Origin of the sequence: Streptomyces sp. NPDC021100 (assembly GCF_044333095.1) — a bacterium.
Taxonomy (GTDB): domain Bacteria; phylum Actinomycetota; class Actinomycetes; order Streptomycetales; family Streptomycetaceae; genus Streptomyces.
On sequence record NZ_JBIRQH010000009.1, the window covers coordinates 229984 to 256797 of the forward strand.

Genomic DNA, 26814 nt, shown 5'->3' on the forward strand with positions numbered 1-26814 from the left:
CCTGGCTTGTGTGACGAGGTTATGGCCGTCCCACGGTCGGTCGGTATGGGGGAAACCCCCGGTTCTCCCCTGGCTCCTTCGCCACCCCGTCTCAGGGTCGGCCGACCGGCCGGGCCCGTGCCCCGGGCGGCTCCGGGCCCGGCTCCCCGTTCCAGGCAGCCGTTCCAGGGGAACAGTGTTTCCGCAGGTCACAGGGCATGCGAGCAGTTCGACGTCCCCTCTTTCACACGGCTCGTTGCGGGTCCGGACCAGGCGCCGCGAAGCTTCTTCCCGTCGACGGCGGCGCCCTTCTCCGCGCCGTTCCCGACCCATCCAGTGAGACCACTACGGGGGGAACCACCCATGCGCAAAAACCTCATCCGCTCGGCCGCTCTGGCCGCCACGGCGCTGGCCGGTGTGCTGTCGCTGAGCGCCTGCGACAAGGGTGATGACGGGAACGAGGCTTCCGCTCCGGCCGCCTCCTCCGCGCCCTCCGCCTCGGACAGCACGTCACGCCCCGCCGACCAGGGCTCCGCGGGCAAGGGCCAGGAGCCCGCCCCCGGCGGTAGCAAGGGCTCGGGGTCGCAGGGCACCTCGGCGGAGAAGGGAGCCGGGAAGCCGGCCCACAGCGGCAAGGCGCCCGCCCCCGGCGGCAAGAACGGCGCGGACGGGAGCGGCGACAAGAAGGGCTACGGCCAGGCCTGCGGCACCAACGACCTGAACTGGGCCGCCACCTCCAAGACCCAGGCCGGCGGCTACATCGAGATATCCGTGCGGGCCAAGCCCGGCATCACCTGCCGGCTCCCCGGCGTCTACCCGGTGGTGGCGATCGGCGCCGACGGCACCGAGGCGCAGCCGGCCGAGCAGGCCGTCGGCAAGCAGATCAAGCTGAGCGGCGGCACCACCGCGTACGCCGGGCTGAACCCCAAGACCACCAACGACCACTCCGGCAAGGAACTGGCCGACATCACCGTCACGGTGAGCCGGGACTCCGCCGGCGACCCGGTCGGCCTCAAGGTCGGCAGCACGCGGTTCGACCGGCCGGAGGTCACCAACTGGCACGCCTCGCCGCAGGCGGCCGTCCCCGGCGTCGGCGGCCGGTAGCCCGAACCCTTAGGGGATCCGGCCCAGCGCCCGGTCCACCAGCTCCCCCGCGCTCCCCGTGTACCGCGCCGGATCGCACAGTTCGGCGCACTCCTCCGCCGTGAAGACGCCGGCGAGCCGGGGGTCGGCGGCGAGCACCTCGGCCAGGGGGCGGCCCGTACGGGCCGCCTCCCCGGTGAGTTCGGTCAGCAGCCGCTTCGCCGCCGCCTTCCCCAGCCGGGGGGCGAGGACGGCGGAGACCCGCTCCGACACCATCTGACCGCCCGTCAACGCCAGGTTGGCGGCCATCCGCTCCGGGCGGACCTCCAGGCCCTCCGCGAGCTCGACCGCCGTGTGGGCGGCACCGCCCGCCAGCCGCAGGCACTCGCGCAACGGCAGCCACTCCGCATGCCAGGTGCCTCCCGAGCGTTCGTCCTCCGCGAGGAGCTGCTGGGTGAGGACGGTCGCGAGCGCGGGCACCTGGAGGGCGGCCGTGCGGATCATCGTGGCCAGAACCGGGTTCCGCTTGTGCGGCATCGCCGACGAGGCGCCGCGCCCGGCCACCGCCGGCTCGGCGACCTCGCCGACCTCCGTGCGGGTCAGGTTCTGCACATCGACGGCGAACTTGCCCAGCGCGCCCGCGGTCAGCGCGAGGACCGCCCCCAGGTCGACCATCGGCGTGCGCAGCGCGTGCCACGGCAGCGCGGGCCGGCCCAGCCCGGTCTCCTCGGCGAACAGCGCGCCGAGCCGGCCGGCGTACGAGTCGAGGTCGGGCTCCCCCGCCAAGCGCGCGTATTCCAGGTAGCCCGCCAGCGTCCCCGCCGCGCCGCCCAGCGCGACGGGCAGCCCGCCGTCCAGCAACCGTTCGATCCGCCCGGCGGCGTCCAGCACCAACTGCCGCCAACCGGCCGCGCGCAGCCCGAAGGTGGTGGGGACGGCCTGGAGGGCGAGGGTACGGGCGGCGGCCGGCGTGTCGCGGTGCGCGGCGGCCAGCCGGCCGAGCGCACCGGCGGTCCGCAGCAGGTCCGCGTGGATCAGCCGCAGCGCCCGGGCCGCGACCAGCAGGGCACCCGTGTCGAAGACGTCCTGGCTGGTCGAGCCCCGGTGCACGTACTCGGCCGCCGCCGGGTCCCGTTCCGCGACCACCGCGGCGAACGCGGCGACCAGCCCCACCACCGGGTTGGCCGTCTCGCGCGCCGCGAGCGCCAGCGCGCGGACGTCCAAACGCGCCGCGCCGGCCGCCTCGCTGATGATCAGGGCGGCTTCCGGCGGCACGGTCCCGAGCCGGGCCTGCGCCCGGGCCAGCGCCGCCTCCGCGTCGAGCATGGCCCGCACCCAGGCGGCGTCGCCGGTGGCCTCCTCCACGGGGGTGCCGGCCCGTACGGGCGAGAGCAGGCCGGTGTCGTGGAGGGCGTCCCGGTCGTGGGCGGTCATCGAGTCTCCTCGGGCGTGGGTGGCGGTGCGTGCCACATCGGACGAAATCGCTTACAGATCAGGGACGTTCCCGGTCCGGACAGCCCAGCGGCGGAGGCCACCGGCCCCCGTCGGAGCCGGGCCGGTGGCCTCCGCCGCGCAACCCACCCGTCAGACGGGTACCCCCGCGAACGCCGCCGACGCCTCCGGCGCCGCGTCCGCCGGTGTGAGCCCGAGCACGGAACGGGCGATGGCGTCCGCGTCGGCGAGCGTCACCGAGTCGACGCCGGGCCGGGTGCCGGCGGCCGTGACCCAGTGCACGCCCTCCGTCGGGACCCCGTAGGCGAAGCGGCGCGGGTGCGCGGTGCCGTCGGCGGCGACGACGCGGTACGGCCGCTCGGTGACGGCGAGTCCGCCCGTCTCGTACGCCGGCCCGTCCGCCGTCGGGACGCGGTGCGGCGCGCACTGCCCGGTGTCGAGCAGGTGCCGGAGCAGCGGGTCCTCGGTGCGCCGCAGGTCGGGTTCGGGGAGCCGGGCCTCGATCAGCACCCGGGCCCGTACGGGCTCCCCCGGCACCAGCGGCGACGACGCGGTGAACGCGCCGGCCGCCGGGTCGAGGCGTACGTCGGTGCCGGGACCGGTCACCTCCAGTACGCCGGCCTCGACGAGCGCGGCCATCTCCTCGATGCGGGAGGCGGGCGGGCCGATGGAGAGGAAGGCGTTGAGCGGCGTGTACCAGCGCTCCAGCTCGTCGCGGTGGGAGGCGCCGTCGAGCCCGGCGTGGTCGACGGCGAGCCGGATCTCGTTGCGGAGGTCGCGCAGCACGTCCAGGGCCGCCTTGAGCGGGCCGTCCACGTTCCCCTCGCGGGCCGCGCGCGCGTCGGCCCGCAGCCGGTCGAGCAGCCAGCGGCGGAACGCGCCGCGGTCGGCGAAGTCCCGGCCCTTGTGCGGGGCGGCGAGCCGCTCCCAGTCCCAGCGGTGGCGCGGGGCGATGCCGAGGGCGTCGAGGAGCTCCTCGCGCTCCCCGGCCGCGCCTGACCCGGCAGGCCCGGCACCGGCCGTCCCGGAACCGGCCGTCCCGGCGGCCAGGTACCGCTCGGTGAACTCCGCGCGTTCCGCGTCCCGGCCGAGGGCGGTCAGCAGGGTGCCGTAGTAGACGCTCTCCACCTCGGCGGCGATCAGCGGCCAGAGGTCGGCGGTGAAGCGGACCGGCTCGCCGCTCCGCGCGCGGGCGCGCAGCGCGTCGATGCGCTCCGGCGTGAGCAACCGGGGCAAGTACCGCCCGGAGACGCCCTTCTGGTTGTCGCCGCGCGCGTGGTAGGGCACGCCGCGCCGCGAGAACGCGTACAGCCGCGGCTCGCGCCCGGACGGCCGATAGACCAGCTTCCCGGCCGTCCCGTCCTCGTCCCGGACGAACGTGCCGCCGCGCCCGGTCGTGAACAGGGCCATGTAGTCGAAGAAGTTGAGCCCCAGGCCGCGCAGCAGGACGGGTTCGCCGGGCTCGACGCCGTCCAGGTCGGCGTCGGCCGGGTTGACCGGCGGCAGGTAGGTGAGCCCGTGCAGCCGGGCCAGGTGGGCGGCGCGCGCCTCGGGGACGGTGGGCCGGGCGGGGACGTGCCCCTGCGCGAGGACGACGGCGTCGAGCCCGTCGAGCCGTGTGCCGTCGGCGAGCAGCAGGCTCTGCGGCCCGCCCGCCGCGCCGAGCGCGTCCGCCAGCGCGACGGCGCGCGAGCGGTGCGTCCGCACGGTGAGGTGCGCGGGGGCGCCCGACAGCACGCGCCGGTAGCAGTCGTGCAGGTAGCGGCCGTAGAACGCGCGGGTGGGGTACGCGTCGGGGCCGAGCGCCCGCGCCTCGCGCAGCACCCAGTCGTCCTCGCCGGCGCACTCCGCCAGGGACACCACGTCCCTGGCCCACTCGTGCAGGGTGGGCCCCGGCTCCACGGGCCCGTCGATCCGCGAACTCCCGTCCGTGAACAGGGTGATCTGCGAGGCGACGGTGTTCATCAGCAGGTGCCGCGACTGGTCCGGGCGCCAGACGGCGCCCGCTCCCGGCAGTGCCGGGTCGACGAGGTGGACGGTCACCGTGCCGTGCGAGGGTGCGGTCCGCTCGTTGGCGCAGAGCCGCTCCAGTACGGAAAGGCCGCGTGGTCCCGCGCCCACCACGCATATCTCGAAGGTGTCGGTCTGCGCACCAGGCGCTCGGGCTGCCACGGAACGCGCTCCATTCGGTACGCCCGCGCGGGCCGGTCGGACCCGCGGGGCAGGAGAGGGTGAGGGGTAGGGGGGCCGGGGGTCCCCGGCCCCCGGATCAGACGGCCGACGTGTCCCCCGCGGCAGTGGCGGGCGCGGCGGACTCACCGTCCTTGGCACCGGCTTCCGCACCGGCCTCGCCCGCCGTCCCGCCCCGCAGCCACACCAGCGCGACGACGGCGGAGAGCAGGCCGATCCCGGCGGTCAGCCACATGGTGGTCTGCAGGGCGTCGAGGAACGCGTCCGCCGCCCGGTCGAGGATGGTCCGCGCCGACCGGACGGCGGGCAGCAGCTCCTTGAGCTCCGCCTGCGACGCGGCGTCCCGGGCGCCCTGGAGCTCTCTCGCCCGCTCGGTCACCTCGTGCAGCGCGCCCGCCGTGCTGCCGAGGGAGTCCCCGGCCTGGTCGCGGACGGAGGCGGGCAGCGGGTCGGTGGTGTCGCCGAGCTTGTGGCGGTACACCGCGCCGAGGACCGCGCCGAGCACGGCGATGCCCAGGGCGCTGCCGACGTGCCGCGCCGTGTTGGCGAGGGCGCTGCCGGCGCCCGCCTTCTCCTCCGGGACCATGGCGACGGTCGCCGCCATCGCCGCGGAGAACGCCAGGCCGAAGCCGAGGCCGCCGACGAACTGGGCCGCGCCGAACCGCCAGATGGGCGTGGACGCGCCGAGCAGGCCGATCAGCCCCAGCCCGGCGGACATCAGCACCGCGCCCACCGCGATGGCGGAGGCCGCGCCGAACCGCTTCACCAGTCCGTCGCTCACCCCGGCGCTGATCATCGAGCCGACGGCGAGCGGCAGCATCAGCAGCCCGGAGTCCAACGGGCTGTAGCCGCGCAGGATCTGGAGGTAGAAGACGACGACGAAGCTGGCGCCCATCGCGGTGAAGAAGATGATCGCGAGGGCTCCGGAGCCCGCCGCGAACCGCGGCCTGCGCAGCAGCCCGAGGTCGACGGCCGGGTTGGCGGCCCGCCGCTCCACCTTCGCCAGGACGGCGTAGAGGAGGACGCTCGCGACCAGCGGCACCCAGACGATCGCGTCCGCGAGGGTGGAGCGTTCGCCGCCCTCGATGATGCCGAACACCAGGGCACCGGTGGCCGCGGTGGAGAGCAGAACGCCGGGGAGGTCGATCCGGGCGGTGCTGTTGCCGCCGCGGTTCTCCGGCACACAGAACACGATCAGGCCGATCGCCACCAGCACGAACGGCACGTTCACCAGCAGGGCGGAGCCCCACCAGAAGTGCTCCAGCAGGGCGCCGCCGATGATCGGGCCGGCGGCGATGCCGACGCCGGCCGCGGCGGACCAGAGGCCGATGGCCTTGGCCCGCTCGTGCCGCGGCACGGCGGTGGTGATCACGGCCATGGTGCAGCCGGGCACCACCGCCGCACCGACGCCCATCGCGGCGCGCCAGCCGATGAGTTGCCCCGCGCTCCCGGACCACGCGCCGGCGGCGGAGACCAGGGCGAAGAACACCAGCCCGGCGACCAGCACCTTGCGCCGCCCGTAGCGGTCGCCGAGCAGTCCCGCGGTGAGCAGCAGGGCCGCGAAGGTGAGCGTGTAGGCGTCCATCGACCACTGGAGCGAGGCGTTGGAGGCGTCCAGGTCCTTCTGGATGGAGGCCAGGGCCACGGTCAGGACGGTGTTGTCCATGACGGCGATGAACATGCACAGCGACATCGCGCCGACGATCAGCCACCTGCGGGGGTGGCCGGCCTCCGGCGCCCCTGGTGCCGTACCGCTGCTCTCGGTCTGGGTTGTCATGTTTCCTCTCAGCGGGTCGGCCGGCCGGACGGCACGGCGCGCGGAAGCGGCCCGGAGGCGTCCCGCGCGCCGCGCCCTCGCGGCCGGTTGACGTGACCGCTACGTCCAGGTGCCGTAACCGATGCCGTCGGCGTCCTCGAGCAGTTGCTCGCGGAGCATGACGCGGCGCACCTTCCACGTGGCGGTTCGGGGGAACTCCTCCCACCGGATGTGGATGGGCTCGGCCATCTCCGGCAGGTCGGCGGTGGCCGCGCGCCACTGCGCCTCGGTCACGGGCTGGTCGAACTGGGAGCTGTAGACGGGCTGCGGCTTCCCGCCCGCGACGGCGAGGACGATGACCTCGGTGGTCCGCGGCAGCCGGTCCAGCAGTACGTCCTCGATCTCCAGTGCGCTGGCGCCGGGGATCCGGTCGACCTCGCGGTCGATGAGCCGGACGGCGCCGAGGCGGTTGATGACCGCCATGTCGCCGAGGTTCCACCAGTGGCCCTCGCGCTTGAGGTCGTGCCGCTCCTTCTCGCCGACGTAGGTGAGGCAGCGGCCCGGCGCGGAGAACTGGATCAGGCCGACCTCGCCCCGGCGCACCGGGACGCCCGTGTCCGGGTCGACGGCGCGGAGCCTGCCGAAGCCCGGGACGGGCCAGCCGAGGACCTGGGTGGGCGGCGGCCGGTGGCCGCGCCGCTTGACCGAGCCGCGCGTGTACGGGCGGATGGCCACCGCGCCGGCCTCGGTCTGGCTCCAGGACTGCACCCAGACCGGCAGCTTCCGCTCGGTCGCGGCGAGGAAGGTGCGGACGGTACGGGTGTGGATGGCGTCGAAGGAGTTGACGAAGACGCGGACGTTCGCGAACGGCTTCGCCGGGTCCTGTGCCAGCTCCTCCCAGGCGAGGAAGGCGTTGGGCAGCGTCTCGACGAAGGTCGGCTTGTGCTCGACGAGCAGGTCGCGGACGACCGGCGCGAGCGGGTCCGACATCATGACGAGCTTGGGCGCGACGGTCGCCAGCGGCAGCAGCCCGGTGATGATGCGCTGGTGCGAGTACGGCTCGCAGAACGCGACGGTGTCGTCGTCCCGCAGCCGGAAGAACGGCCACCGCTCGGCCTCGACCAGGCCCAGCGAGTACAGCGACTCGGCCGAGTGCAGCACCAGCTTGGGGACGCCGGTGGTGCCCGAGGTGTGGGTGATGACCATCGGCTCTTCCCAGGCGCGGAGCCGGGGTTCGACGACCGGGCCGCCGCGCAGCCCGTCGAAGGAGACGACGTCGGGCCGGTCCTCGGGGGCATCGTCGACGCAGGCCGTCTTCTCGGTGAGCTCGGCGACGGCCTCCTTGTCGAGGCCCATCCGCTCCAGCGCCTGCCGGTCCGTGATCAGGAACGGCTTCTCCAGCCGGCCGAGCATCACCGCGAGGGTGCGCGCGTCGTGGTGGTCGGTGATCAGCGCGGGCACGGCGCCGATCCGCGCGGCGGCGGAGGCGAGCAGGGCGACGTCGAGGTGGTTCCGCTTGACGACGGCGACCCGGTCCCACTCCCGTACGCCCAGGGCGTGCAGCCGGGACGCGAGGTCGTCGACGAGCGCGGCCCACTGCAGGTAGCTGCGCTCCAGGGGGCCGTCGCGGTCCACGTCGGGGGCGCGGTCGACGATGACGGGGTTGCGAGGGTGGCGCTGGGCGGCGAGGTGCCAGACCTCGCCGATGCGGCCGGTGATGGGGACTCGGGAGAGGGGGGTGAGGCGTTTGCGGTAGCGGGTGGGGGCGTAGTCGGTGAGGAACGCTGGGCGCTCGCGCTTGGCTTTTTGCGTTTCCGCGGTCATGGGGTCCACCTGTGGTCGTGAGTGAACGTTGCTGTGGGGGGAGTTGGGTGTGCCCCGGCCCCGCCCTTTCACCGTTTCTTGCGGGGGCGCTGCCCCCGCACCCCCGAAGCGCCCTGCGGGCGCTGTCCTCAATCGCCGGACGGGCTACATAGCCCGTCCGGCGATTGAGGACGAGCGGCGAAGCCGCGATCAGCGGGGTCTGGGGCGCAGCCCCAGGAAGCGGCGAAGGGGCGGGACTGGGGCGAACCCCCCGGCTATCCGGCGCGCACCGCCGCCCCCTCCGCGATGTACCGAGCCATCCCCTCCAGCGACCCGATCACCGCCTCCTCCACATCGTCATCCCAGATCAGATCGAACTCGTCCTCGACCGCGACCAGGAACTCCATCAGCCGCACCGACGTCAGCCCCAGCGCCCGCAGCGAGTCCGGACCCGTCTCGGTGACCGGCCGGCCGTCCAGCTCGACGGCGGCGACCCGCTCCAGCAGGGCGACCAGCCGTCGCAGAATGTCGTCCGTCATACCAGCGCCCCAGCCGCCCGCGGCACGAACGTCTCCGGGAACCCGCCGCCCTCGACCGACGCCACGAACCGGGAGATCGCGTCCTGGAAATCGTCCGGCCGCTCGAAGTACGGCAGGTGTCCGCACTCCTCGATGATCTCGACGGCGGCGCTCTTCAGCAGCCCCGCGACGTTCCGCAGCGTGGACTCCGTCGTCGAGAAGTCGTCGTCGCCACTGAGCAGCAGCGTCGGCGCGGGGATCCGCTCCAGCAGCTCCGCCTTGTCGTCCGCCTCCAGTGCCTCGCGCAGGTTGGCGGCGAGCTGGGCGGTGGAGTTCATGGCGAGGAAGCGCTCGCGGAGGGCGAGGTAGGCGCCGGAGCCGCCCTCGGCGATGGCCTTCTCGCCGAAGACCAGCGGGTAGATGAGGTCGAACAGGGCCCGTGGCCCGCCCGTCTCCAGGGCGTTCAGCCAGGACTTGGCGATGCGGCGGCGGCGCGACGAGCCCTTCGGGCTGAGCGGCGGGCCGACGAGCACCAGGCCGGCCACCCGGTCGGGGTGGGCGACGGCGAAGTCGCGGCAGATCAGGGTGGAGATGGAGGTGCCGACCAGGTACGTCTTCTCGATCCCCAGCCCGTCCAGCAGCGACCGCAGGTCGTCGGCGTGCCGGGCGAAGTCCGCCGGCTTGCTCTCCGACGCGCCCTGGTTGCGCAGGTCGTAGGTGAGCAGCCGGTGGCCGTCCACCAGGGAACCGGTGAAGTTCCGCCAGGCCGTGCTGACCACGTAGATGGTGGAGACGAAGGTGACCACCGGGCCGCTCTCGCCGCGCATCTCGTAGTACAGCTTGCAGCCGTCCTCCGTCTCGTGGAGGTCCTGCTTGCCGTCGTAGGCGAGATCCCAGGACTCGATGCCTTCGCGCTTCACGCGTTCTTTCCCTTCCGTGCGCGGTGGTGCTCCAGGTACCAGCCGATGAACTCGGCGAGCCGCTCGCGCGGCAGGGCGTGGCCGAGGACGTCGTCGCCGAGCAGCTTCTGCACGTTGGCGACGTCGAACTCCTTGGTGCCGTTGACGTACGAGCGGTAGAACTCGACGCGTTCGTCGACCCGTTCGTCGATGAGCGTGAACTCGTCGGTGCTGTCGACGTAGTGCGGGTGCTTGATCGCGAGCTGGTCGCAGAGCTCCGCGAGGGTGTCGCCGACGGTCGGCTGCTCGGTGTTGGCCAGGTGGTAGACGTCGGTGGGGCCGTCCGCCAGGGCCACGCCGACGGCCGCCGAGACGACGTGGTCGACGGGGATGAAGTTGACCAGCGCGTCCTCGGTGGCGCGGAGCCGCAGCGGACGGAAGACGAGCATGTCGCCGAGGGTGGCGCGGACCTCCGAGCGGGCCTTCTGGAGGCCCTTCACAAAGCCGTAGAGGCCGGTGAAGCTGGTCGCCGCGAAGGTGCGGCTGTGGCCGATGACGATGCTGGGGCGGAAGATGCGGGTGCGCTCGAACCCGGCCGCGTACACCGCCCGTTCGGCCTGGATCTTGCTGTGCTCGTAGGCGTTGTTGCTCACCACGCCCTCGCCGACCCGCTCGGCCGGGATGAAGCCGGTGCGGTCGCCGGCCACGTAGGCCGTGGAGACGTAGTTGAACGTGGGCGACTTCAGCGCCCGGGCCAGCTCCAGGACGTGCCGGGTGCCGCCGAGGTTGTCGCGGAGGATCTCCTCCCGGCGGTGCTCCTCGTAGGCGAGCGAGGCGGCGACGTGCCAGACCTGCTCGACCTCGGGCAGCGCGGCCGCGTCGACGCCGCACGCCTCGGCGGTCAGGTCGCCCTCCACGGGGTGGCAGCGGGTGGCGATGGCCTCGTCGAGGTCCGTGATGCCGTACGAGGCGGCGGCCGTGGTCAGCGCGGCGCGCAGCCGCTCGTCGGCGGAGAGGTCCTGGCGCGGGCGGACGACGCAGTGGATCTCGGCGTCGGTGCGGGCGAGGAGTTCGAGGACGAGGGCGCCGCCGACGAAACCGGTGGCGCCGGTGACCAGGTGGTGGGGGACGTGCGTCATGCCGGGCTCCCGGGGGTGGGCAGGGCCGCGGCGAGCGCGGGCCAGTCGTTCAGGTCGTCGCCGTGGGCGTTGATCAGGGCGAGCGCGATGCGCTCCAGGCCGAAGGCGGCACAGGCGCTGTGCGCGGTGTCACCGCCTGGCAGCCGGACGGCGAACCGGGTGCCCAGGTGGTCCTTGTGGCAGTTGGCGGAGGCGATGGCCGTGCCGGGGTCCTCGGGGGACACCTTGGCCACGAACTCGTACTTCAGGTCCTGTTCGAGCTGGCTGGCGCGCATCAGGCGCCCGCCGGGACCGAAGAACGGGTCGGTGGCCGACTTCACCTCGACGGCCACGCCGAGCTCGGCGAAGAGCTTCTCGCCACGCTCGATCCAGCCGTTCCGCCAGGCGGTCACCGGCTCCTCGGCGCCGACGGTGACGAACTCCCGCATCCGGAACGTCCGGAACCGGCCGAGCTCGCTGGTGGCCTCGTGGCGGTAGCAGTAGCCGGCCACGTCGAAGTGGACCTGCTCCCCGACCGTGCCGTCCGCGAGCCCGGGGTAGACCGGGTAGCAGGCCGCGGGGGCGAGGACCACGCCGTCCGCGTCCTCGTCCATGGCGTTCACCGAGCCCAGCAGGTGCGGGAACGACTCCGCGTACTCGGCGCGGTCGATCAGGGACCGGGAGAGCACCGGCGGGTGCCAGACCGGCCCCTCGGTGCCGCCCAGGGCGGTCAGCCGGGCCTGGAGTCCGGCGATCACCGCCTCGAACTTCGGGGTGAAGCGGTGGGTGCCCACCGCGCCGGCGGGCAGCGCCCAGCCCCCGGCCGTCAGGTCGTCGGCGGCGCGGGCCGCCCGGGTGTCGATGCTCGTCATTCCTGTATCAGGTCCCCCGTGAGAAGCAGCAGTTCCGAATTGGCCAGCTCGAGGCGGCCGTTGGCGATCATCAGGCGGGCGGAGTAGAGGTCCCGCAGGTGGCGGGCGACGGAGTACGGGCCGGACTCGCTGTAGCCGGCCATCCCGCAGATCTCCAGCGCCTGCTCCACCACCCGTACCGCGTCCACCGACACGCCGGTCTTCAGCGCGTTGGCCCGGACGGTCATGGCGGTGGTGTCCGCGTCCTGGGCGGCGTCCCACACGGCGTAGTCGTCGGCGAACCGCCGCACCGTGTCCTGGAGCACCCGCAGGTCGGCGTAGGCCCGGCCGAGGCGCGGGTCGTCCTGCGTACGCCCGGCCTTGAGCTGGGCGCGCATCCGGATCTTCGAGTAGGCCACCGCGCGGCGCACCGCGTCCGCGGCGACGCCCGTCCACACACCCGACCACAGCAGGTGCGAGAGCGGCACCATGCAGCGGGTGGCGGTCTCCCCGAACGGCTCGGGCACCACCATGCCGGCGGGCACGGTCGCGCTCATGGTGAACGGCGGGCTGCACGTGCCGCGCATGCCCAGCGGGTTCCAGTCGCCGGTCCGCTCCAGCTCCGCTTGCTCGGCCATGACGAGCACCGCGACCTGGTCGGTCGGGGCCGCGTCGGGGCCCGAGCGGGCGGTGACGAGGAAGCCGTCGGCGTGCTCGCCGTACGAGACGGTGGTGGCCTTCTTGGTCAGCCGGACCATGCCGTCGCCGGCCGGCTCCACGGCGGCGACGCTGCGCCGCATGTCGCCGCCGACACCCACCTCGGAGGTGATGGAGGCGATCAGCAGCTGCCGGCCGGCGATGTCCGCCAGGGCCGCCGCGATCTCCGGCGAGGCCGCGGCACCGCGCGCCAGGCAGGCCACCTGGAGCTGGTGCATCGCCCAGATCATGGCGGTGGCGGCGCAGCCGCCGGCCAGCCGGGCGCCGATCCGGGTCAGGGTGCGCGGGTCGAGGCCGTGGCCGCCGTACTCCTTGGGGACGGCGGCGGACAGCAGGCCGTGCTCGCGGAGGGCGGCGACGCCGACGGCCGGGAAGGCCGCGTCGCGGTCGGTGGCGGCGGCGTGCTCGGCCGCCGCCTTCGCCACCGCGACGGCCGCGTCGAGCGCCTGACGCTCCGTCAGAATGACGCGCTCGGTGGTGGAAGCGGTCATCGGCCGGCCCCCACGGCCTGGTCGCGTTCGCCGGTCAACTCGTCGAGAACGCCGACGAGATGGGCGATCGAGGCGAAGAGGGCGCGGCCGATGCGCTCCTCGGGGATCTCGACCGAGAGCCGCTCCTCCAGGGCGAGCATCACCCGCACGGAGGCCAGCGAGGTGAGCCCGGCGGCGTAGAGGTCGCCGTCGGCGGGCAGCTCGTGCGCGGCGGCGCCGAGGTCGGAGTGCTGGGCGAGCGCCTCGCGAACGGCATGCTCGCAGGGTGTTGCGCTTTCGGGCACGGGAAGTACTCCTAGCCTTACAGAGAGTGCTGATGCGCGAGTGCGCGAAGCAAAGGGTGGGAGAGTGGAAAGATCGGCCCAGGGGGCAGCCCCCCAGGGAACGCCCTTACGGGGTGGGCCGGTTGGGGACTACGCGCCCAGGGCGGCGACGGCCTCGTCGACGTGCGCCGCCAGCCGCTCCTCGCGGCCCCGCAGGTCGCGCAGCATGCGGACCAGGCGCTGCCGCCCCTCCGGCGATCCGCCGGACTCACGGGACAGCGTGTGCACCAGGTACCAGCGCCGGGTGAGGGACGCGGCCTCGACGGCCACCGCCTCCAACTCCGGTACGGAGTCCGCCAGATGGCGGAGAAGTCTGCCGAGGAAGTGCCGCTCGGCGGCGGCACCGCTCACGTCGAGGGTGCCGGCCTCGGCGGCGTCGCACGCCTCGATGTACGCCGCGAGGGCCGCGGTGTCACGCTCGTGGTGCGTGCGCCGGTCCTCGCTCACGGCCCGCGCCAGATCGTGGGCGGACGGCTTGCGGGCGGGCCCGCCGGACAGAAGGAAAGTGCGGAAGCCGTCGGCCGCGTCCGCCGAGCGCAGGGTCCGCCAGCGCTCCTCGGGGTACCGGACGGGCTCCGGGCGGTTCATGGGGTCGACGATGGTGACCCCGTCCGCGTCCCGGCCGGTGAGCAGGACGCAGTGTGCGAGGTGTTCGACGCCCTCGTACTCCGAGGGCAGCCAGTAGGCGTCGACGGCCGCGGCGAGCGGGCGCCCGGCGGCCAGTTCGGCCTCCTCCAGGGCGCGGAGCTCCTCGTAGGAGCCGAACCGCCGTTCCCGGAGCGGGAGTCCGTGGAGGCGGGCGGCCGCCGTCACCCAGCGGTCGCCGCCCCGCAGGACGCTTCCGCCGTCCCAGTTGAAGCCCCAGGCGGTGACGAGGACGTCCTCGGCGTCGGGCAGTCCGTACCACGTGGCGAGGTTGGCCACGCACTGCTGATAGCAGGTGCCGAACGGCGTGGTGCCGGTGTGAACGGGTATGAGGTCGATGTATAAGCGGCGGGTGTGATCGGTATGCGGCACTGTGCTGTCTCCCCCGTTCCGCCCGGTTCCTCCCGGGCGGCGGCGCACCGGCGGCGGTCCGCCGGCTCTGGTCGATGTGGAGCACGTTCCGTTGGTCGGTGGGCCGTGGCGCGACGCGGCGCGGCCGGCCCGGCGGTCAGTCCGGTACCGCGAGGAGCTGGACCCAGCTCTGGGTGTAATGCAACCTGCCGTCGAGAGTGACGGGGCGCATTCCGGACACCGGGCCGCCGGCCAATTCCTCGGCCAATTCGCTTTCGATGCGCGCCGCGGTCTCCGCCGGCGTGCGCGCCTGTTCCAGCCACGGCCTCAACGGCCGCTGGACGTCGATGACTTCGGTGCTGCGGACGTCACCGCCGGCGGCGGTGAACAGCTCGGTGATCCGGTCGACCGTGAGCATCGCGCCGTGCGAGGGATCGCGCAGCCGCTCGATGCGGTCGGGGTCGCCGCCCAGCTCGGGGCGGCGGACCATGTCGGCGACGACGATGCGCCCGCCGGGCCGGCAGACCCGTACCAGCTCCCGGACGACGGCCTCCGGGGAGGCCACGTGGTGGAGCGAGAAACGGGTGACGACCAGGGAGAACGAGGCGTCCAGGAACGGCAGCCGGGCGGCGTCGCCCTGCTGGTAGACGACCTGGGACAGCCCCTCGGCGTCGGCCTCCCGCTTGCCTGTGGCGAGCATCTCGGGGGTGGCGTCCAGCGCCGTCACATGCCGGACGTGACCGGCGAGCGCCCTCGACACGAGCCCCGTGCCGCAGGCGACCTCCAGACAGACGTCCTCGGGCCGGGGGGCGGCGAACTCGACCAGCTCCCGCAACCGCATGGTGAACGCGGTGTTCAGCCGCGCGTCCTCGAACGTACTCGCCTGACGCGCGAACTCCTGCCGGTTACGCGCTAACTGGTCCTCGCCACCACTCCGGAGCGACATGAAGTCGAGCCTTTCCCTGTACGGAGAGTCACAACTGTTTCACCAAGCACGTATGACCCTACTCGTCCGTAGCAAGCAATTGTCAATACCTGTTGTGAAATAGCTGTATCGAACGGGTTAATACCAACGGAACGCGGCGTCCCGGACCCTGACATGTAAAGAATCAAGGCCCGGAACGCCGCGCTCCGGAAGGGTGGTTGGGGATCGCCGCGTCGCCCCCGGCCGGTCAGGCCTTGGGGGCGATCCTGCTCAGGCCGTTGATGACACGGTCCATGGCATCACCATGCGTCGGATCCGTGAGATTCGCCAGCAGCTTCAGTGTGAACTTCATCAACGTCGGGTGCGTCAGGCCGCGTTCGGTGGCCAGCTTCATGATTTTCGGGTTGCCGATGAGCTTCACGAAGGCGCGCCCGAGCGTGTAGTAGCCGCCGTAGGTGTCCTTGAGCACCTTCGGGTAGCGGCGAAGCGCGAGTTCGCGCTGCTCGGGGGTGGCCCGGCCGAGAGCCTGGACGATGACCTCGGCGGCGATCTGGCCGGATTCCATCGCGTAGGCGATGCCCTCGCCGTTGAACGGGTTCACCAGCCCGCCCGCGTCCCCCACCAGCAACAGGCCGCGCGTGTAGTGCGGCTGGCGGTTGAACGCCATCGGCAGCGCGGCGCCGCGGATCGGGCCGGTCATGTTCTCCGGCGTGTAGCCCCACTCCTCCGGCATGGAGGCGCACCACGCCTTCAGCACCTCGCGCCAGTCCAGCTCCTTGAAGGACGCGGAGGTGTTGAGGACGCCGAGGCCGACGTTGCTGGTGCCGTCGCCCATGCCGAAGATCCAGCCGTAGCCGGGCAGCAGCCGGTCCTCGGCGCCGCGCCGGTCCCACAGCTCCAGCCACGACTCCAGGTAGTCGTCGTCGTGGCGCGGGGAGGTGAAGTACGTACGGACGGCCACGCCCATCGGACGGTCGTCGCGGCGGTGCAGGCCGAGGGCGACGGAGAGCCGCGTCGAGTTGCCGTCGGCGGCGACGACGAGCGGGGCGTGGAAGGTGACCGGCGCCTTCTCCTCGCCCAGCTTCGCCTCCACGCCGATGACCCGGCCGGTGCGCTCGTCGAGGACCGGCGCGCCGACGTTGCACCGCTCGTACAGCCGGGCGCCCGCCTTGACGGCCTGCCGGGCGAGCTGCTCGTCGAAGTCGTCGCGCTTGCGGACCAGCCCGTAGTCGGGGAACGAGGCGAGATCCGGCCAGTCGAGCTGGAGTCGGTTGCCGCCCGCGATGATGCGCAGGCCCTTGTTGCGCAGCCAGCCGGCTTCTTCCGAGATGTCGATGCCCATGGCGATGAGCTGCTTGGTGGCGCGCGGGGTGAGGCCGTCGCCGCAGACCTTCTCGCGCGGGAACGCCGTCTTCTCCAGGAGGAGCACGTCGAGGCCGGTCCTGGCCAGGTGGTACGCGGTGGCGGAGCCGGCGGGGCCGGCCCCGACCACGATCACATCGGCGGTGTGTTCGGCAGGGACGTCGGTCACGTCGGCTCTCCCGTTCGGGTGCGTGGAGGGGACTGCTCGGTCTCCGACGAGTCTAGGAGCCGGACGCGGCGGGGTGGCCGGTGGGCCGACGCTCGGGTGGGCGGTGCCGCGGCGGGGCGCGGCGAGGCCGGACGCGCGCCGGGGCGTGGGGACGTCCGCCGTCCACACGCCCCGGGATGTCCCTTACGGGTCCGGCCAGCCCTCGGCTCAGTCCTTCCCGGCCGTCCAGTGGTCGAGCGCGGTGTCGAACGTCCGGTGCCAGCCGTCCGCGCTGCCCATGTCCTCGCGGCCCTGGTAGAGGATGGCGTACTCGGTCCCGGAGGCGTCCACATACGCCTGGTTGACGGCGTGCATGGTGCGGCCGTGGTCGTTCCAGGTCCACTCCCACAGGGCGCCGGGACGGTCCTTGAAGGTGTTGCGGGTCAACTGGAGCCGCCGGTAGCCGTCCTCCTTGGCGACGGTCCGCTCCAGCTCGCCGAAGTGCTCGTACGCCGACTGGTCCGCCTTCTTCACGATGCCGACGCGCAGGTGCTCCGGACCGGTGGGGCCGTGCCAGTCGATCTGGCCGCTGCCCTTGTCCTCACGGCGCCAGCCCTCGGGGACGGCGAGCGCGAAACCCTCCGGGGCGGCGGTCAGCTCGTAGTACTTCGGCGCGTCACGGGTCGGGTCCGTCACGTGCTCGTGCGCGTCGGGGGCGGCGGTCCTGGTACCGGCGGGGACGTCCGGGGTGCTCGACGGGGCCCCGGTGCCGGCCGGGTCGCCCGGGGCGGACTCCGACGGGGTCGCCGGGCCGGCGGACGGGGAGTCCGACGGCGCGGGGGACGCGGAGGCGGCGGCGCTGCCGGTGCCCCCGGCCGGGCGCTGGTCACTGCTCGCGGACTGCCGGGACGCGCGGTCGTCCTTCCCGCCGTCGTCCTTGTTCACCAGCAGCACACCGGCCGCGGCCACGCCGCCGACCACGAACGCCGCCGCTCCGACGGCCGCCCACCGCAGGGCCCGGCCGCGGGCGGGGGCGGGGGCGGCGGAGCCGGCGGGCGGGGCGGGGTCCACGGCGGTGGGCGCCTCGGCGCGCGCTGCTCCGGCGGGGCCCGCCGAGGGGCCGGCTCCACCGGCTGCGAGCGGTTCGTCGGCGGTGGGCGGCTCGACGGCCGTGGGTGCCTCGGAGGCAGTGGGCGGTCCAACGACGGTGGGCGCCTCGGAGGACGCCAGCGGGCCGGCCGCCGACAGCGCGCCCGCGGATATGGGCGAGCCTGCGGACGTGGGCGCGCCCGCAGGCGGGGTGGCCCCGGCCGCGGCGCCTGCGGCCGTGCTCCCTGCCGGGGGCACGGCCGGCCCAGCGGGCGGGCCGGCCGGAGGGACCGGCGGCGGTGTCACCGGCGGCGCGCCGGAAGACGCGGCCGGAGGAACCGGAGGCATCCCGGGCGCGGAGGCGGGGGCGCCCATCGGGGGAGCGTACGGCGCGTGGAACGGCGCGGGGGGCCCGGGCGGGGGCCCGTACGGACCCGCGTACGTCCCGCCGGTCCCGCGCCCGCTGTTGACGAGCACCGCGAGCAGCACCGCGCCGGCCGTCCACAGCGTCCCGAAGAGGAACAGTTCACCGCCGTTGACGCCGAGTTCGGTGTTGGCGAAGGAACCGATCAAGTCCCCGCCGGAACGCCCCTTCCACTCGGACGAGATCCCCGCGGCGAGCCCCAGCAGCCACACGGCCGCCAGGAAGAACACCCCGGTCAGCACCTGCTCCTTGCGACCCTCGCGCGAGCGGCGCACCAGCATCAGGGTCAGCGACAGGGCGCAGAGCACGCCCATCGCCACGATGCCCGCCTGGGCCCAGCTCCCCCACACGTCACCGGCTTCGGAGAGGCCGAAGTCGTGGTTGCGGCCGAAGCCGGAGGAGGACCCGAAGGACCCGGACCCGGACGAGCGCCCGTACCCGAAGCCCCCGTCGTCGTAACCGCTTCCGTAGCCACCGCCGTTCGCGCCCATCCTGGCGCTGAGGTCGGCGCCCCAGGAGCCGCCGACGCACACGAGCGCCGCGTTGACCAGGAAGACCAGGATGCCCACGAACGCCCAGCCGTTGAGGTCACCGTCCTTGTCGAGCTGGTAGAGGACGATGACGAGGAGCGCGACGGACCAGAGGCCCACGGCCAGCGCGACGGCGCGCAGGGCCGTGCCGAGCGCCCGCAGGACCATCCGCGCGCCGGGGCCGAGCCGGGGGAGGACGGTGTCCCGCGCGAGCACGGCACCGCTGAGCACCGTGGTGAGCGCGAAGGTGAACAGCGCGGCGAGCACCGGCGTGGTCGAGAGCTCGACCCCGTTCACGTCCGGCTGCCCGTACAGGCCCAGGGCCAGGACCACCGCACCGGTCAGCAGCCCGACGCGCGGCGCGGCGTCGATCCCGGCGCCGGCCGGCCGGGCCCGGCGGAGCCACCGGGCGCCCAGGACCACGGCGACGGTCCACAGGACCGTCATGGTGAGCAGCCAGAACGATATGGACCCGCTGACCCGCGACGGACCGAACGGCGACCCGCCGCCCGAGACCTCGGCGGTGCCGCCGAGGCCCTGGAGCAGCAGGGCGGTCACCATCCGGAACCGTCCGGACCAGGACAGGTCGTCCTCGTCCGAACCCCAGGAGGGGGCGGAGAAACAGATCGCGAGGAGCAGCAGCAGGGCCACCGGCCACAGGGCCGCCAGCACCGAGCCCGCCCAGTCGCCGGTGAACACCCGGCGCAGGAACACGGCCACGGGCCCCGGCGCGGCCGGCGCACCCGGAGGGGCGGCGGGCGGCGGTCCGTACGCACCGGCGTGCGGGGCGTGCGGGACGTACGTGCCCTGCGTGGCATACGGCGGGGCGGCCGGCGGCGGAGCGAACGGCGGGGACGCCACGCCGGGCCGGGGCGGCGTGCCGGGTGGCGGAGGCGGCGCGCCGGCCGCCTCCGCCACGGGCCGCTCCTTGCCGCACGCCATGCAGAAGCGGGCATCAGCCACGAAGGCAGCCCCACAAGACGGGCAGAACGACGTCATACAAGCTCCGGTGACTCGGTGTCTCCCGGCTCCGAACAGGGAAGCCGGGGCCGGAACCTTACCGAACGTCAGCCCGCCGGAGTGGCCGCTTTCCTGCCCCGGTGCAGGGCGACGATGCCTCCCGCGAGGTTGCGCCACGCCACGTCCGTCCAGCCGGCCCGCTGGAGCCGTCCCGCGAGCGCCGGCTGGTCCGGCCAGGTGGGGATGGACTCGGCGAGGTAGACGTACGCGTCCGGGCTGCTGCTCACCGCGCGCGCGACCGTCGGCAGCGCCCGCATCAGGTACTCGGTGTAGACGGTCCGGAACGGCTTCCAGGTGGGGTGGCTGAACTCGCAGATCACCACCCGGCCGCCGGGCTTGGTCACCCGCAGCATCTCGCGCAGCGCGGCGTCGGTGTCCTGCACGTTGCGGAGCCCGTAGGAGATGGTGACGGCGTCGAACACCTCGTCCGCGAACGGCAGCCGGGTCGCGTCACCGGCGGTCAGCGGCAGCCACTCGTGCCGCTTCTTCCCCTCGCGCAGCATGCCCAGCGAGAAGTCGCAGGGGACGACGTACGCGCCGTCCGCGCTGAACGGGATGGACGAGGTCCCCGTGCCGGCCGCGAGGTCCAGCACCCTCTCCCCCGGCCGCCCCGCGACGGCCGCCGCCACGTGCTTCCGCCACCGCCGGGCCTGGCCCAGCGAGATCACATCGTTGGTCAGGTCGTACTTGGCCGCCACGTCGTCGAACATCGCGGCGACTTCGTGCGGCTGCTTGTCCAGAGAGGCTCGGGTCACGCCCCCATTCTTCACCTCCGCCCCCCGCCCCCGGACACAGGGGCCTCTGGACGGCCCGGCCGCTCCGCGACGACGTCGCTCCCGTGGCACGGTGAGCGCCCCTCCTGCGAGCCCCCGCGCCCCCAGGCCCACCGGCACGTCCCCCGGAACCCGGCACCGCCCGTCGACGGCCGCGTCCCGCACCGATGGCACACGCTCTTTCCGGCCCGCCGTCGAACGGCCGGGCCCCCAACTCCGCACCGCGGACGACCGGAGCGGCCGGCCCGCGTCGATCACTCTGCCGAAGAAAGCGGAGGGGCTCGTTCTCCTTGACGGACTGCTGACGCTTCCGCCGCCGCCCGCTACGCATCCTTGACGGCAGCGCCGCCTCAGAGCTCGACCAGGCCCGCCAGGTCGATGACGACGGGGAACGGCCGGTCGGTCTCCAGCTTGCCGGTGTGCACCGGCCGGTCGGGGGCCGAGACGTACTGCCCGGTCTCCTTGTGCAGCCAGAACTCGTGCACCTCCGGCAGCCCGTCCTCGCCACGCTCGACGCGCCAGTAGTTCTTCACCCCGGCGGAGGCGTAGAGGGCGGGCTTGCGGACGCGGTCGTCCTGGCGGGAGCCGGGGAAGACGACCTCGACCATGAGGACGGCCTTCTCCACGGGGATGTACCTCGCCTCGAAGAGATTCAGCCCTGTCTTGTCGAAGACGACGATGTCAGGGACCGGAGGGTTGTTACTGTCGATGAACACACACTGTTCGGACTCCACCAGGTAGGGCGCTTGCGAGGCGTCCTCCAGGCACCGTGCGATCCTGCCCCGCACCCTGTTGTGCCACCAAACCGTCCGCCCCCTGACCACGATCACTCCGTCCACGAGCTCCCAGTCGAACGGCAGCTCCAGGTCCTTCACCTGGTCCACCGTCCATCCGTTCTCCGGCGGGAACATCCAGTTCTCAGGAGTGGCCTTGTCCGGCTCGGCGGCCTGCTCCAGCCGTTCTGCGATCATCACTGCTCCCATGAACGCGAGCGTGGACGCGCGTGCGGACTGCGGTCCTGAATACGACGGTACCGTCACCCGATGTGATGAGCGGGGCGCACCGCGCCGCCCTCAGGCGCCCCGGTAGACCAGCCGTCCGGCCAGCACCGTCGCCACACACGTACCCGCCCCCGCCGCCACCAGACCCGTCTCGTCCGGGACGTCGAACGCGGCCAGATCGGCGCGGCCGCCGACGGTCAGGGGGGCGGGGATCACGTCGGCCAGGGCGGACGCGCTGCGGAACGGGTCGAGGTCCGGCGGCGCGGCCGTGATGCCGGGGGCGAGGGTCGCCGGGACCTCCCGGAGGCCGGAGCGGGACACGGCCGTGCGGACCACCGTGTCGCGGAAAGGGCCGCCGACCGCCGTCGTGCCGTAGCGCAGCATGCGCTGGAGGCCCCGCCGGACACTGCCCGACCTGCGGGTTTCCGGCATGTCCAGGGCCGTGAGGCGGTCGCCCGTCAGCGGGCGGTCGCCGAGTTCGTCGTACTCACGCGGGTCCGGGTGGTAGGCGCGCGTCAGCAGCCACAGTCCGTGCCACTGCCGGAGGCCGGGCGTCAGGACGCCCGGCCAGCGGCGTACGCGCGCGCCCGGGTACGCCGCCGTCACCTCGTCGAGCGGGCCGAGGGCCGCGACGGCCCCGCCGTCGACGAGGACCGCGCCGCCGGGCACGGGCTCCGCCGCCGGGTCGCCGGTCAGCAGCAGCCCGGCCGCGTGGATCGTCAGCACCGGAAGGCCCCGCCTCAGTCGGCGGCGACGAGCTTGAGCTCCGGGTGGGCCGTGCCGCCCTCGATCGCCGTGGAGGAGAGGTGCGAGACGACGCGGTCGTCGACCGGGTCGTCCGCCGGGTCGTCGTGGACCACGATGTGCTCGTACGTCGTCGTCCGCTGCGCCGGGACGCGGCCCGCCTTGCGGATCAGGTCGATGATCTCCTGCCGGTTCGAGCGGTGCTTGGCGCCCGCCGAGGAGACGACGTTCTCCTCCAGCATGATCGAGCCCAGGTCGTCCGCGCCGTAGTGCAGCGACAGCTGGCCGACCTCCTTGCCCGTGGTGAGCCACGAGCCCTGGATGTGCGCGACGTTGTCGAGGAACAGCCGCGCGATGGCGATCATGCGCAGGTACTCGAAGATCGTCGCCTGCGTCCGGCCCTTCAGGTGGTTGTTCTCGGGCTGGTAGGTGTACGGGATGAACGCGCGGAAGCCGCCCGTGCGGTCCTGCACGTCGCGGATCATCCGCAGGTGCTCGATCCGCTCGGCGTTGGTCTCGCCCGTGCCCATCAGCATGGTGGAGGTCGACTCGACGCCCAGGTTGTGGGCGATCTCCATGATCTCCAGCCAGCGCTCGCCCGACTCCTTCAGCGGCGCGATGGCCTTGCGCGGCCGCTCCGGCAGCAGCTCGGCGCCGGCGCCCGCGAACGAGTCGAGACCGGCGGCGTGGATCCGGCGGATCGCCTCCTCGGCGCTCACGCCCGAGATCCGCGCCATGTGGTCGACCTCGGAGGCGCCCAGCGAGTGGATGACGAGCTGCGGGAACGCCTTCTTGATCGCGGAGAAGTGCTCCTCGTAGTACTCCACCCCGTACTCCGGGTGGTGGCCGCCCTGGAACATGATCTGCGTGCCGCCCAGCTCCACGGTCTCCGCGCAGCGGCGCAGGATGTCGTCGAGGGGCCGGGTCCAGACCTTGTCGCTCTTCGGCGGGGCGTAGAACGCGCAGAACTTGCACGCCGTGACGCACGAGTTCGTGTAGTTGATGTTGCGCTCGATGATGTACGTCGCGATGTGCTCGGTACCCGCGTAGCGCCGGCGGCGCACGGCGTCCGCGGCCGCGCCCAGCGCGTGCAGCGGGGCGGACCGGTAGAGGACGAGCGCCTCCTCCGGAGTGATCCGCCCGCCGGCGGCGGCGCGGTCGAGGACGGCTGCGATCTCAGAGGGCGAGAGGTCGGCGTGCTCTGTCACCGTGCGTCCCTTCGGAGGGGGTTCGTGAAGTCCGAACCAGCCTACGCCAGGGGTCCGACAGCGCCGGGGGCGGCCGGGGTCAGCCACCGGAGCGGGTGAGGGTGGCGGTGGGGGAACCGCCCTGGGCGTCGTCGGAGGCGTAGGAGAGCGTGCCGTCGGAACCGAGGGTGTAGACGAGCGTCGCCTCGCTGCCGGTGCAGCCGGCCGCCTTCGGCCCGTCGGTCACCTCGCGGAGCGTGATCGTCGTCGCGGTGGCCGACCGCAGCGCCGCCTTGGCCCGGCACTGGAAGACGCCGAGGACGTCGTAGCTGTTGCGGACGACGTACTCGCCCTTCCGCCCCTGGCCGATGACGGAGGTCACCGAGCCGTTGGGGGTGCCGTCGCGCTGCTTGACCGCTCCGGTCCACGTCCCGACGAACCCGCGCGGGACGTCCCCTGCCGCCGGGGACGCGGACCCGGTGGACACCTCCGCCTTGCCGTGGTGCCCGCCGCCCCTCTCGAACGGCCACACCCCCAGCCCGAGGAGCACGGCGAGGACGACCGCCACCGCGCCGGCCGCCGCACCGGCCAGGACGGCCGGGCGGCGCGCCCCGTTCCGGCCGGGACCGGCCCGCCGGGGACCGCCTTGCCCGGGACCGCCCTGCCCGGGAGCGGACGGTGACGCCCCGCGGTCTCCGTACGGGCCGCGGTCGCTGTACGGACCCGCGCCCGGTCCGCCGTAGGTCTTCGCGCCGGAGACGTCGTACGCGTCCCCGCCGCCGTACGCGCCCTCGCCCCGGCCGTACGCGTCCCCGCCGAGCCCGTACGCCGTGCCCGGCCCACTGCCGTCCCGTACGGGGAGCGCGCCGTCGGGCCACTCCGCGTAGGAGCCCGGCGGGGGCGCGGGGAGCGCCGAGGGGGGTGCCCCGAAGGCACCGCCCGCGCCCGTTGGCTCCCGTGCGCCCGCCGGACCGCCGTTCCCGCCGTTTCCACCGCTCGTGCCGTCCGGGCCGTGCCGGCCGCCGCTGCCGTCGGCCGCCGACGGCGCCCCGCCGCCCCACTCCGTCGGCGCGTAACCCGTCGCCGGGCCGAAGGCACCACCGGGCGAACCAAAGGGAACACCCCCACCCTCCAGCCCCAGCAACTCCACCGCCTGCCGGCTCACCTGCTCCACCAGCGGCGCCGGCAGCCAGCCCGGCCCCACGAGGTCACCCGCCGGACGGCCGCCGGTGAGCCGGCGGAGGAGGTCCGCGGGGGCCGGGCGGTCGGCCGGGTCCTTGGCCAGGCAGGCCGTGACCGCCTCGCGGAGGTCACCGTCCAGGCCCGGCCCGAGCTCCGGATCACCGTGGACCACGCGGTAGTTGATCGACGCGTGGTGCTCGCCGGGGAACGGCGCCGCGCCCGCGGCGGCGAAGGCGAGGACGGCGCCGAGCGAGAAGACGTCCGCCGCCCCGGTCAGCGGGCGCCCCAGCACCTGCTCGGGCGCCATGTACCCGGACGAGCCGATCACAAGGCCGGTGGCGGTGAGCGAGGTCGTGCCGTCCATGGCCCGGGCGATGCCGAAGTCGATCAACCGCGGGCCGTCGAGCGGCAGCAGCACGTTGGAGGGTTTGACGTCCCGGTGGACGAGGCCCAGCGCGTGCACGGCGGCCAGCGCCTCGGCCAGCCCGGCGCCCACCGCGCGGACGGCCGGTCCGGGCAGCGGCCCGACGTCGGCGACCGCCCGGTCCAGGGACGGCCCGGCCACGTACCCCGTCACCACCCAGGGCACCGGCGCGTCCGGGTCCGCGTCCAGGACCGGCGCGGTCCAGGCGCCGCCGACCCGCCGCGCGGTGTCCACCTCGCGGCGGAAGCGCGAGCGGAACTCCTCGTCGAGGGCGAGCCGCGGGTGCACGACCTTCACCGCCACCGTCCGGCCGCCGGGGTTGCGGCCCACGTAGACCCGGCCCATGCCGCCCGCGCCGAGCACGCCCAGCAGCCGGTACGGGCCGACGGCGCGCGGATCTTCCTCCAGCAACGGCCGCATCGGGACCTTCGCCTCCCCCCAGGAGGGGCCGTACGCCCCCTGTCGGCCCCTGATTTTCAGCCTATGACTCAATTCATGGGCTGTCCCAGGAACCCGCCTCCCCGGTTTGCCCATCCACTAGGGAGGAACAAACCGTCATGTCCTTCGGGGCAGCAGAATCGTCCGGAGCGACGCGATGACGCACTCGAGCGGGACCTACCGGTCTCAGAGCCGCCGGCGGGCCTCTGGCCGGAAACGCTGGATCATAGTGGTGGCCTCCATAGCCGTCCTCGGCCTGATAACCACCGGTGTCATGAAGTACATGGAGATCGGCCCCTTCTCCCGGAAGGGCGAGCCGGTCAGCTTCGGCCAGGACATTCCGGCGGGCGGCGGTCAGGCCGGGGGGAACGACGGTGGAAAGGGCGCCCAGCAGGCGTCCGACTCCAAGATCGCGATGCCGACGGGCCCGGCGGCCCCGTTCAAGAACGCCAACACCCTGAGCGACGGCACCGAGATCGGCGTGGTGACGTACCACGGCAAGAAGTCCGGCTTCACCGGCAAGGTCTGGGTCTGGGCCCCGAAGCAGTACAAGGACCCCAAGTACAAGCACAGCGGCTTCCCGGTCCTGATCGCGCTCCCCGGCGGCCCCGGCTTCCCCATGAACTACTGGATGGGCACCGACCTCGGCCTGGAGTCGAGCGTCGCCAAGTGGTCCGAGGAGGGCACGGGCAAGCCCTTCATCATCGCGATGCCCGTCCTCAACCCGCAGAACGCCGACCCGCTGTACTGGGACGGCAGTGACATCCCGGGCCAGCCGAAGATGGGCACCTGGCTGACCGAGGACGTTCCGCAGCTCGTCAAGGAGAACTTCCGGACGATCAAGTCCCGCGACGGCTGGGCCTTCATGGGCTCCTCCACCGGCGGCTTCGCGGGCCTGAAGGCCGTGCTGAAGCACCCGGACAAGTTCAAGGCCGTCATCGCCTCCGGCCCGGACATCGTCCCCGACTCCCGGCTGTGGCACGGCCACCAGAAGGAGATGGACGCGAACAACCCCGAGCTGCTCTCCAAGAAGCTGATCGCCAAGGGCGGCCCGGACGTCTACCTCGCCTTCCAGTACGGCACCCTTGAAGGGACCGTGAAGGGGAAGGTGGACAAGTACATCGCCACCTACGGCAACAAGGGCCCCATCCACACCCATCTCCAGGTCATCCAGGGCGGTTCGCACAACGCGAAGTCCTATGTGAAGGGGATGGGCGAGGGCAGCATGAAGTGGATCAGCGAGCAGATCTCGGGGCCGGTGGACCCCTCCTGATCACCGCCGTGGGGGCCCCCCCGGGGCCCCCCCCCCCCCCCCCGCCGGCCCCCCCCGCGCCCGCCCCGCCCCCCCCGCGCGGAAAGCGCCCCAACCGGAAACAACGCCCACGCCGTCG

Annotated in this window: 21 protein-coding genes; 2 read left to right on the top strand and 19 right to left on the bottom strand. The window is 73.6% G+C overall.

Annotation, left to right across the window (positions count from 1 at the left end; genetic code table 11):
* Window positions 1-342: 342 nt before the first annotated feature.
* Window positions 343-1083, top strand: coding sequence for a DUF4232 domain-containing protein (locus ACH4PU_RS19120; protein WP_398272984.1), 741 nt, complete (start codon window positions 343-345; stop codon window positions 1081-1083).
* Between the two features lie 9 nt (window positions 1084-1092).
* Here ACH4PU_RS19120 and ACH4PU_RS19125 read toward each other — a convergent pair whose 3' ends face one another.
* The 19 genes from ACH4PU_RS19125 to ACH4PU_RS19215 all read right to left on the bottom strand — a co-directional run bounded on the left by ACH4PU_RS19125 (window position 1093) and on the right by ACH4PU_RS19215 (window position 25405).
* Window positions 1093-2496 carry a lyase family protein gene (locus ACH4PU_RS19125; protein ID WP_398272986.1) on the bottom strand — a complete coding sequence of 468 codons (1404 nt, stop codon included), beginning with the start codon at window positions 2494-2496 and terminating at the stop codon, window positions 1093-1095.
* 150 nt (window positions 2497-2646) lie between these two features.
* Window positions 2647-4686: an FAD/NAD(P)-binding protein gene (locus ACH4PU_RS19130; protein ID WP_398272988.1), complete on the bottom strand. Its 2040-nt coding sequence runs from the start codon at window positions 4684-4686 to the stop codon at window positions 2647-2649.
* A 97-nt stretch (window positions 4687-4783) separates the two neighbouring features.
* Complete coding sequence (locus tag ACH4PU_RS19135; RefSeq protein ID WP_398272990.1) at window positions 4784-6481, bottom strand: MFS transporter; 1698 nt, start codon at window positions 6479-6481, stop codon at window positions 4784-4786.
* A gap of 99 nt (window positions 6482-6580) precedes the next feature.
* Complete coding sequence (locus ACH4PU_RS19140) at window positions 6581-8284, bottom strand: class I adenylate-forming enzyme family protein (protein ID WP_398272992.1); 1704 nt, start codon at window positions 8282-8284, stop codon at window positions 6581-6583.
* 254 nt (window positions 8285-8538) lie between these two features.
* Complete coding sequence (locus tag ACH4PU_RS19145; protein ID WP_398272994.1) at window positions 8539-8802, bottom strand: phosphopantetheine-binding protein; 264 nt, start codon at window positions 8800-8802, stop codon at window positions 8539-8541.
* Window positions 8799-9701 carry an alpha/beta fold hydrolase gene (locus tag ACH4PU_RS19150; protein WP_398272996.1) on the bottom strand — a complete coding sequence of 301 codons (903 nt, stop codon included), beginning with the start codon at window positions 9699-9701 and terminating at the stop codon, window positions 8799-8801. Before ACH4PU_RS19150 ends, ACH4PU_RS19145 begins: the two co-directional genes overlap by 4 nt.
* Complete coding sequence (locus ACH4PU_RS19155; protein WP_398272998.1) at window positions 9698-10819, bottom strand: SDR family oxidoreductase; 1122 nt, start codon at window positions 10817-10819, stop codon at window positions 9698-9700. Before ACH4PU_RS19155 ends, ACH4PU_RS19150 begins: the two co-directional genes overlap by 4 nt.
* Window positions 10816-11670, bottom strand: coding sequence for a hypothetical protein (locus tag ACH4PU_RS19160; RefSeq protein ID WP_398273000.1), 855 nt, complete (start codon window positions 11668-11670; stop codon window positions 10816-10818). Before ACH4PU_RS19160 ends, ACH4PU_RS19155 begins: the two co-directional genes overlap by 4 nt.
* The gene (locus ACH4PU_RS19165; RefSeq protein ID WP_398273002.1) at window positions 11667-12857 is read right to left on the bottom strand and encodes an acyl-CoA dehydrogenase family protein; all 1191 of its coding nucleotides are present in this window, start codon (window positions 12855-12857) and stop codon (window positions 11667-11669) included. The genes ACH4PU_RS19160 and ACH4PU_RS19165 overlap by 4 nt, the downstream gene beginning before the upstream one ends.
* Window positions 12854-13141 carry an acyl carrier protein gene (locus tag ACH4PU_RS19170; protein ID WP_398273004.1) on the bottom strand — a complete coding sequence of 96 codons (288 nt, stop codon included), beginning with the start codon at window positions 13139-13141 and terminating at the stop codon, window positions 12854-12856. The genes ACH4PU_RS19165 and ACH4PU_RS19170 overlap by 4 nt, the downstream gene beginning before the upstream one ends.
* 129 nt (window positions 13142-13270) lie before the next feature.
* A complete protein-coding gene (locus ACH4PU_RS19175) occupies window positions 13271-14197 on the bottom strand; it encodes a BtrH N-terminal domain-containing protein (RefSeq protein WP_398273007.1) in 927 nt (308 codons plus the stop codon).
* A gap of 136 nt (window positions 14198-14333) precedes the next feature.
* Entirely contained in the window at window positions 14334-15122 is a 789-nt protein-coding gene (locus tag ACH4PU_RS19180) for a class I SAM-dependent methyltransferase (RefSeq protein ID WP_398273009.1), read from the bottom strand.
* A 226-nt stretch (window positions 15123-15348) separates the two neighbouring features.
* Entirely contained in the window at window positions 15349-16632 is a 1284-nt protein-coding gene (locus ACH4PU_RS19185; protein ID WP_398273012.1) for a geranylgeranyl reductase family protein, read from the bottom strand.
* A gap of 207 nt (window positions 16633-16839) precedes the next feature.
* A complete protein-coding gene (locus tag ACH4PU_RS19190) occupies window positions 16840-19617 on the bottom strand; it encodes a hypothetical protein (protein WP_398273014.1) in 2778 nt (925 codons plus the stop codon).
* A gap of 104 nt (window positions 19618-19721) precedes the next feature.
* On the bottom strand, window positions 19722-20429 hold the full coding sequence (locus tag ACH4PU_RS19195; protein ID WP_398273017.1) for a demethylmenaquinone methyltransferase: 708 nt from the start codon (window positions 20427-20429) through the stop codon (window positions 19722-19724).
* Window positions 20430-20797: 368 nt separating this feature from the next.
* The gene (locus tag ACH4PU_RS19200) at window positions 20798-21430 is read right to left on the bottom strand and encodes a Uma2 family endonuclease (RefSeq protein WP_398273019.1); all 633 of its coding nucleotides are present in this window, start codon (window positions 21428-21430) and stop codon (window positions 20798-20800) included.
* A 90-nt stretch (window positions 21431-21520) separates the two neighbouring features.
* Window positions 21521-22174, bottom strand: coding sequence for an imidazolonepropionase-like domain-containing protein (locus tag ACH4PU_RS19205; protein WP_398273021.1), 654 nt, complete (start codon window positions 22172-22174; stop codon window positions 21521-21523).
* A gap of 14 nt (window positions 22175-22188) precedes the next feature.
* A complete protein-coding gene (mqnC, locus tag ACH4PU_RS19210) occupies window positions 22189-23400 on the bottom strand; it encodes a cyclic dehypoxanthinyl futalosine synthase (protein WP_398273023.1) in 1212 nt (403 codons plus the stop codon).
* Window positions 23401-23479: 79 nt separating this feature from the next.
* On the bottom strand, window positions 23480-25405 hold the full coding sequence (locus tag ACH4PU_RS19215; RefSeq protein WP_398273025.1) for a serine/threonine-protein kinase: 1926 nt from the start codon (window positions 25403-25405) through the stop codon (window positions 23480-23482).
* 301 nt (window positions 25406-25706) lie between these two features.
* Between ACH4PU_RS19215 and ACH4PU_RS19220 the strand changes: the two genes are divergently transcribed.
* Entirely contained in the window at window positions 25707-26696 is a 990-nt protein-coding gene (locus ACH4PU_RS19220) for an alpha/beta hydrolase (protein WP_398273036.1), read from the top strand.
* The last annotated feature ends 118 nt before the right edge of the window (window positions 26697-26814 follow it).

Bases quoted from the DNA above. Each gene is read 5' to 3' on its own strand.
- ACH4PU_RS19120 (WP_398272984.1), top strand. From the start codon at position 343: ATGCGCAAAAACCTCATCCGCTCGGCCGCTCTGGCCGCCACGGCGCTG.
- ACH4PU_RS19125 (WP_398272986.1), bottom strand. From the start codon at position 2,496: ATGACCGCCCACGACCGGGACGCCCTCCACGACACCGGCCTGCTCTCG.
- ACH4PU_RS19135 (WP_398272990.1), bottom strand. From the start codon at position 6,481: ATGACAACCCAGACCGAGAGCAGCGGTACGGCACCAGGGGCGCCGGAG.
- ACH4PU_RS19140 (WP_398272992.1), bottom strand. From the start codon at position 8,284: ATGACCGCGGAAACGCAAAAAGCCAAGCGCGAGCGCCCAGCGTTCCTC.
- ACH4PU_RS19145 (WP_398272994.1), bottom strand. From the start codon at position 8,802: ATGACGGACGACATTCTGCGACGGCTGGTCGCCCTGCTGGAGCGGGTC.
- ACH4PU_RS19155 (WP_398272998.1), bottom strand. From the start codon at position 10,819: ATGACGCACGTCCCCCACCACCTGGTCACCGGCGCCACCGGTTTCGTC.
- ACH4PU_RS19160 (WP_398273000.1), bottom strand. From the start codon at position 11,670: ATGACGAGCATCGACACCCGGGCGGCCCGCGCCGCCGACGACCTGACG.
- ACH4PU_RS19165 (WP_398273002.1), bottom strand. From the start codon at position 12,857: ATGACCGCTTCCACCACCGAGCGCGTCATTCTGACGGAGCGTCAGGCG.
- ACH4PU_RS19180 (WP_398273009.1), bottom strand. From the start codon at position 15,122: ATGTCGCTCCGGAGTGGTGGCGAGGACCAGTTAGCGCGTAACCGGCAG.
- ACH4PU_RS19200 (WP_398273019.1), bottom strand. From the start codon at position 21,430: ATGGGAGCAGTGATGATCGCAGAACGGCTGGAGCAGGCCGCCGAGCCG.
- ACH4PU_RS19215 (WP_398273025.1), bottom strand. From the start codon at position 25,405: ATGCGGCCGTTGCTGGAGGAAGATCCGCGCGCCGTCGGCCCGTACCGG.
- ACH4PU_RS19220 (WP_398273036.1), top strand. From the start codon at position 25,707: ATGGAGATCGGCCCCTTCTCCCGGAAGGGCGAGCCGGTCAGCTTCGGC.